Genomic DNA, 5,410 nt, shown 5'->3' with positions numbered 1-5,410 from the left:
TAATTATTTTCGTTTATCCTTATAGCCTAAGGAACTAGCATATTGTTTTAATTTCTCTTTTAATAAATTTCTTGCTCTGTGCAATCTACTTCTGACCGTTCCTATGGGAATGTCTAAAATCTTAGCCATTTCCTCATAAGTGAATCCTTCAAGATCGCACAAAATAATTACCGTTCTGAAATCCACATCAAGCGAATTGAGTGCGTTAGTGATTTCATCGCCAATTAAATGTTGAACAGTTTCTACCCTAAGGTCGGTCGTGATATTCTCATTAACAGAATCGGAATTATAGTATGATTCTACTTCCTGATAATCTACCTTATTAGGTTGTTTACTTTTCTTTCTGTAATTATTTATAAAACTGTTCTTCAAGATTCGAAACAGCCAAGCTTTTGCATTGGTTCCCGTTTCAAAAGAATTTATGAACCTATAGGCTTTCATGAAGGTTTCTTGCACCAAATCTTTGGCATCATCTTCATCCAAAGTAAGCCTAAAGGCGAAATTATACATCGCATCTATATGCGGCATAAATTCCTCATTGAATACTCTTTGTTTATCTTTGTTTTCGTATGACATGCGCTCTCCCACAAACTAGTTTAATTATTGTATATAACCTAAAAATGGAGAGAAGGTTATACCTATGGATTCTTAAGTTTACTTAAATTTTATTATGAATATTCTTATTCTTTGTGCGCAGGGTGGTGTAGCCGGTTCTTCTTACAGTATTTCATATCTTGCAAAAGGGTTGGCTGAAAGAAATCATAACGTCTTTTTAGGGTTATTAAAAGATTCATTTCTGGATAGCTTAGTCAAGGATTCAACTGTAAAAAGGGTCTATATGCCGTTTAAAGGCAAGACCGATAAAATTACTCGTTCAATTATTAAAGAATTAATTGAGAAAGAAAACATTCAAATTATTAATGCTCAATCATCAAACGACCGTTACGTAGGGCCAATGGTTAATTTTCTGCATCGTAAAAAAGTGAAAATTGTGCAGACCAGAAGGCAAAATCCTAAGAAAATGATTGGGTTAAATAAATTTTTTCAGAATATATTCAATAATTACTTCTGTGATAAGATTGTGGTGGTTAGTGAAGCTTTAAAAGAAATTTTTATTGAAAGAGGTATTCATGAAAATAAACTTAAAGTAATTCATAACGGAACTCCCACTGAACAATATCAACCTAATTTAGAACTGCGAACCAAATTACAAAATCAATTGGGCTATACCGATGATGACATTGTAATTGGATGTGTAGCCCGTTATAAAAATCAACCACAATTTGTAAAAGCATTGCAATATCTTCCAAAAGAATGGAAAGTTCTCTATGTTGGGCTAGATGAAGAAAACTATAGAAACCGGTTTCCTGATGAACCTGACATTCACGATGTACCACAAGAAGTGAAATGCATAGGAATTGTGGATGATAAAGCCACTGTGATTCAATACTACACTTTGATGACTGTAAATGTACTCCCGTCCACTATGGACGGATTTGGGTTAACCTTAGTGGAAAGCATGGCTATGGGAACGCCTGTGGTAGCAACCAATTTTGCAGGCATACCCGATGTAGTGCAACATGAAGAAAATGGACTCCTATATGAAAATGAAAACTATGTAGACTTTGCCAAGCAAATCAAACGAGCAGTTGAAGACCAAGCCTTAAGGAGTAAACTTCTGGAAAATGGAAGAAAAACTGCCTTTGAAACTTTTTCCATTGAAAATACTATACATAAGTACGAGCTTTTTTTTGAAGATCTTTTGAAAAGTTAGCCAGAAGAGGTTGATTTATGATAGAAATCACTTAGTTAAGTACCTCTGGCTAGACCATATATAAATCAAATAAATTTGAAATTCTATAGTCGAAATATATTGGCAACATAGCTCTGAAATATTTAAATATATTATCTTACATTTTTAAATAAGAAAACATTTTGAACAAACTATTTCGCAAACTAGTACCAAAATTTATAAGGGGCCCAATTGAAAAAAACAAGCTCAAATCCACAGTTCTGGATTATTACAATTCAACTGACAATGAAGTGATTGATGAGGAAAAAAGTAACGCACTTAATTATTTGAAGGAGAAAGGATTCAGTGTTTTTCCATATGCATTTCAAGAGAAATATAAACCTTCTGATATAGAAGTACATACTGACCCATCCAACCAGCTCAAATATATTAATAGAGATGGAAAAAGACTTTATTTCAAAAGAAAATCTTCGGAAAGGGGAGTCAGAAGAAATTATAACTTCCTTAAAATAGAACAAGATAAAAAATCCCCTCACAGATATCTCACAAACGAATTTAATGTGAAAGAAAATGATATTTTGGTTGATGTGGGTGCTGCGGAAGGCAATTTACCTTTAGAAGTAATTGAAAAGATCAAAAAAGCTTATCTATTTGAAACAGATGAAAGATGGATTGAGGCATTGGAAGCCACTTTTGCCCCATGGAAAGATAAAGTAGTCATTGTCAATAAGTTTGTTTCGAATATTAATGATGAGAAAAATGTATCTTTAGATGAATACTTCAAAGATAAAGAGCCTTTTACTTTTTTAAAGGTTGATGCTGAAGGTGCTGAAGCCGACATTTTGGACGGTGCGCAAAAAATAATAGCTCAGTGTAATAATTTAAAATTAGCGCTTTGCTGTTATCACAAACCTTATGATGAAGATAAATTTAAAGCACATCTTGAAACTAGAAAGTTTAAAGTTTCATTTGCAGATGGTTATATGGTTTTTCCTGAACCCAAAACATTCAGACCTCCCTATTTAAGACGAGGGGTACTGCGTGCCATAAAATAAATGCTACAATATTATATTTATTCCTAAACTAGAAGAGATAGGTAGCTCTTATTCAAAAGTTTCCATCAATTCCATTCCGTAGCTGTAATCTTTCCGTACAGCTACACTATCGCCTTTCACTCTCTTAATTAAGAAACCGTTGTCTGTAAAATATTGCTCAGCTTCCGCGTATTCCTTATCATTCAGATGACGACTTTCAAATACAATTACTTTCGGTTTATGAAGGCTTAAGTCATATAATTTAATGACCTCAAAATCGAAACCTTCTACATCAATTTGTAATACATCCACTTCCTTTATTTGATATTTCGTCCTAAGAAATTCAAAGGTTTTAGATTCTACTTTAACCTCATCAATATATTTTTCTCGACTTGCCGGAACTTTAATACCTTTTCTTTTAGCAATGATATCTACATCACCACGATCCACTTTATCTTGCAAGGTTGGTTTATGAAATGTAGTCAGTCCAGTAGCCCATCTTTCTCTTGTAAAACTGATTTTATACATATCCATCAAGCTAATTTGATCGCTTATGGCAATATTTTCCATAAAGATACCTTCGTCCCGCAAATAAAGCGGAAACAGCTGATATCTATAAACATCAGGTTGAGGTTCAATTAAAAGTCCTCTCCATTTATCACGTTTCACAAATTTATGAATCGGGTCATGGTTAATGCCGTCATTAGCCCCAACCTGTATAACAAAAGGTCGATCAAGATTTTTGGAAACCTGATTATAAAAATAGGCTAAAGTTCCTTTTTTAGGATTAAATAGGTATTTGTAAAAAAATGTAAAAATTACAGAATTACGAGCTGATAATCTAAATACAAAATTTTTATAAGCTTGGGTAAAGTATTTTTTCATCTAAAAAGGTGATTATTATAAATTATGAAAACGCAATATTACAAAGAATAAAGTTTGAGAATGACGAATTTAGACAACAATTAATCTTCCGCTCTTGATCAGTGTAATTTAATGAAATTAATTTAAGATCAATTCTGTATAAAACCTCTCATATTCCTCCACTGTTTTGCTGGTATGGAAAACCGTTTGAATTCTATTTTGAGCTGCTTTGCCGTATTTACTTATTAATTCAGGATTGTAAATATATTGCTTCATTCCATCTGCAAGTGCTTTTGCATTGGCTTTTGGAACAACTATACCAGACTCCCCAGAAACGACTAATTTCTTATTCCCAGGAATATCCGTTATCAATGGCGCCTTGCCTAATGCCATAGCCTCAATGGCCGCTTTAGTGATGGATTCACCATAAAGAGAAGCCAATACAAATACATCACAATTATTTTCTACTTCAAGAATATCCTTTCTAAATCCCAAAATATGAATCTTATCTTTTACTGGGCTATCATTGATCAGCTTCAAAAATTCAGGCCTATCCATATTATTACCTGCTAAGAACAATTCAAAAGGGGCATCTTTTTCTAAATAATGGGTTGCTTTTAATAAGTATTTTAAACCCTTCATTTTTCTGTCATTGGCTGTACAGATAAATTTTACATTATCTGTGCTTTGTGTGTACTCTGACAAATCCGCTTTTTCATCTACCTGATACCATGATATCTCATGTCCTTTATTAATGGTTTTGAAAATTATTCGATTGGAGAAAGAGTGTTTTTTAAATAGCTCTTCAATGGCTTTAACATTGCAGATTACCGCATCAACTCGTCTGTTAAAGTACTTCAAATAAATAAATGGATCATACCAAGCTATATTTCCAGTATAACCTCTATATAAAATTACTTTTACTGGCAATCCTTTGGCAGCTGGAATTCCATTGAAATACGCCAAACTATTATACATTTGAAAAATATCATAATCACCTTTTATCAGTTCCTCTCTAATAAAAGTGATGCTCTCTTTATCTCTTTTTTTGGTTGGGTGAAATGGAATTACATTGATACCATGCTCCTTAAAACGAGGGATATATTCGGAATCTTCATAAGTCATTACGGTTATGTCATGCCCCTTTTTTGCCAAACCGATAAAAATTTCAGCCTCAGGCCTTACTGTTACAATTGATCTAAAATTACTGATGACTAGTATCTTCAATTCACTCTATTTTAAACTGTAATAAATTCTTTTAAGCCTGCTGACTATCTTTTTGGATCGAGCTAATCCAGGCTTATTCAAAGAAGAAGTGTATTTTTTACCTATTTCAAGGAAATTTTGGGTAAATATTTTCGAACTAAGTCCCCATTTCATGATAAATTGAATTCTTCCCGTATTTTTCCCTAACCTTTTGGTCGATTTTGAACCAAAATGATAAACTAAGCTATCTCCTTTTCCCTTAAAGATTCTAACTCCTGCCTCATATATTTTTTTTGAAAAATCAGGATCTGAGTACATTCCAGGACTATATTCTATACTTAAGCCACCAACCAAATCCCAAAGTTCAACTGGCATAATATTAGGTGGCCAAGTACTTCCACTCCAATCTTCTTTAACCAAACTTTTATACTCACTTAACAGCTTTTCTTCCTGGAAATTATCTAATCCATTCCCATAATTTTGAACCACAACACAAGCGTTACCGGTATCAGTTGGCTCAATCAGAGTTGCCGAAAGCATGAACATTTTGGTG

Annotated in this window: 6 protein-coding genes; 2 read left to right on the top strand and 4 right to left on the bottom strand. The window is 33.2% G+C overall.

The genetic code is table 11. The features are described 5' to 3' along the window. Positions 1-3: 3 nt before the first annotated feature. Positions 4-576: a sigma-70 family RNA polymerase sigma factor gene (locus Q0L29_RS06640; RefSeq protein WP_296619090.1), complete on the bottom strand. Its 573-nt coding sequence runs from the start codon at positions 574-576 to the stop codon at positions 4-6. 94 nt (positions 577-670) lie between these two features. Here Q0L29_RS06640 and Q0L29_RS06635 point away from each other — a divergent pair, with 94 nt between their 5' ends. Together Q0L29_RS06635 and Q0L29_RS06630 are read left to right on the top strand one after the other, a co-directional pair. Then, positions 671-1,774, top strand: coding sequence for a glycosyltransferase family 4 protein (locus Q0L29_RS06635; protein ID WP_296620136.1), 1,104 nt, complete (start codon positions 671-673; stop codon positions 1,772-1,774). Between the two features lie 161 nt (positions 1,775-1,935). After that, positions 1,936-2,808 carry an FkbM family methyltransferase gene (locus Q0L29_RS06630; protein ID WP_296620134.1) on the top strand — a complete coding sequence of 291 codons (873 nt, stop codon included), beginning with the start codon at positions 1,936-1,938 and terminating at the stop codon, positions 2,806-2,808. A gap of 48 nt (positions 2,809-2,856) precedes the next feature. On the opposite strand, the gene Q0L29_RS06625 is transcribed toward Q0L29_RS06630, so the two are convergent. From Q0L29_RS06625 to Q0L29_RS06615, 3 genes are all read right to left on the bottom strand, one after another. After that, on the bottom strand, positions 2,857-3,672 hold the full coding sequence (locus Q0L29_RS06625) for an FkbM family methyltransferase (protein WP_296620133.1): 816 nt from the start codon (positions 3,670-3,672) through the stop codon (positions 2,857-2,859). Between the two features lie 117 nt (positions 3,673-3,789). Then, on the bottom strand, positions 3,790-4,878 hold the full coding sequence (locus tag Q0L29_RS06620) for a glycosyltransferase family 4 protein (RefSeq protein ID WP_296620131.1): 1,089 nt from the start codon (positions 4,876-4,878) through the stop codon (positions 3,790-3,792). Positions 4,879-4,884: 6 nt separating this feature from the next. Next, positions 4,885-5,410: glycosyltransferase family 2 protein (locus Q0L29_RS06615; RefSeq protein WP_367275756.1), on the bottom strand; the 526-nt coding region annotated here is incomplete at its 5' end.

Origin of the sequence: Marivirga sp. (assembly GCF_024636815.1) — a bacterium.
Classification (GTDB): Bacteria; Bacteroidota; Bacteroidia; order Cytophagales; family Cyclobacteriaceae; genus Marivirga.
This window is presented reverse-complemented; position numbering and strand designations above follow the sequence as displayed.

Coding starts and splice junctions, on each gene's coding strand:
- Q0L29_RS06635 (WP_296620136.1), top strand. CDS start 671: ATGAATATTCTTATTCTTTGTGCGCAGGGTGGTGTAGCCGGTTCTTCT.
- Q0L29_RS06625 (WP_296620133.1), bottom strand. CDS start 3,672: ATGAAAAAATACTTTACCCAAGCTTATAAAAATTTTGTATTTAGATTA.
- Q0L29_RS06640 (WP_296619090.1), bottom strand. CDS start 576: ATGTCATACGAAAACAAAGATAAACAAAGAGTATTCAATGAGGAATTT.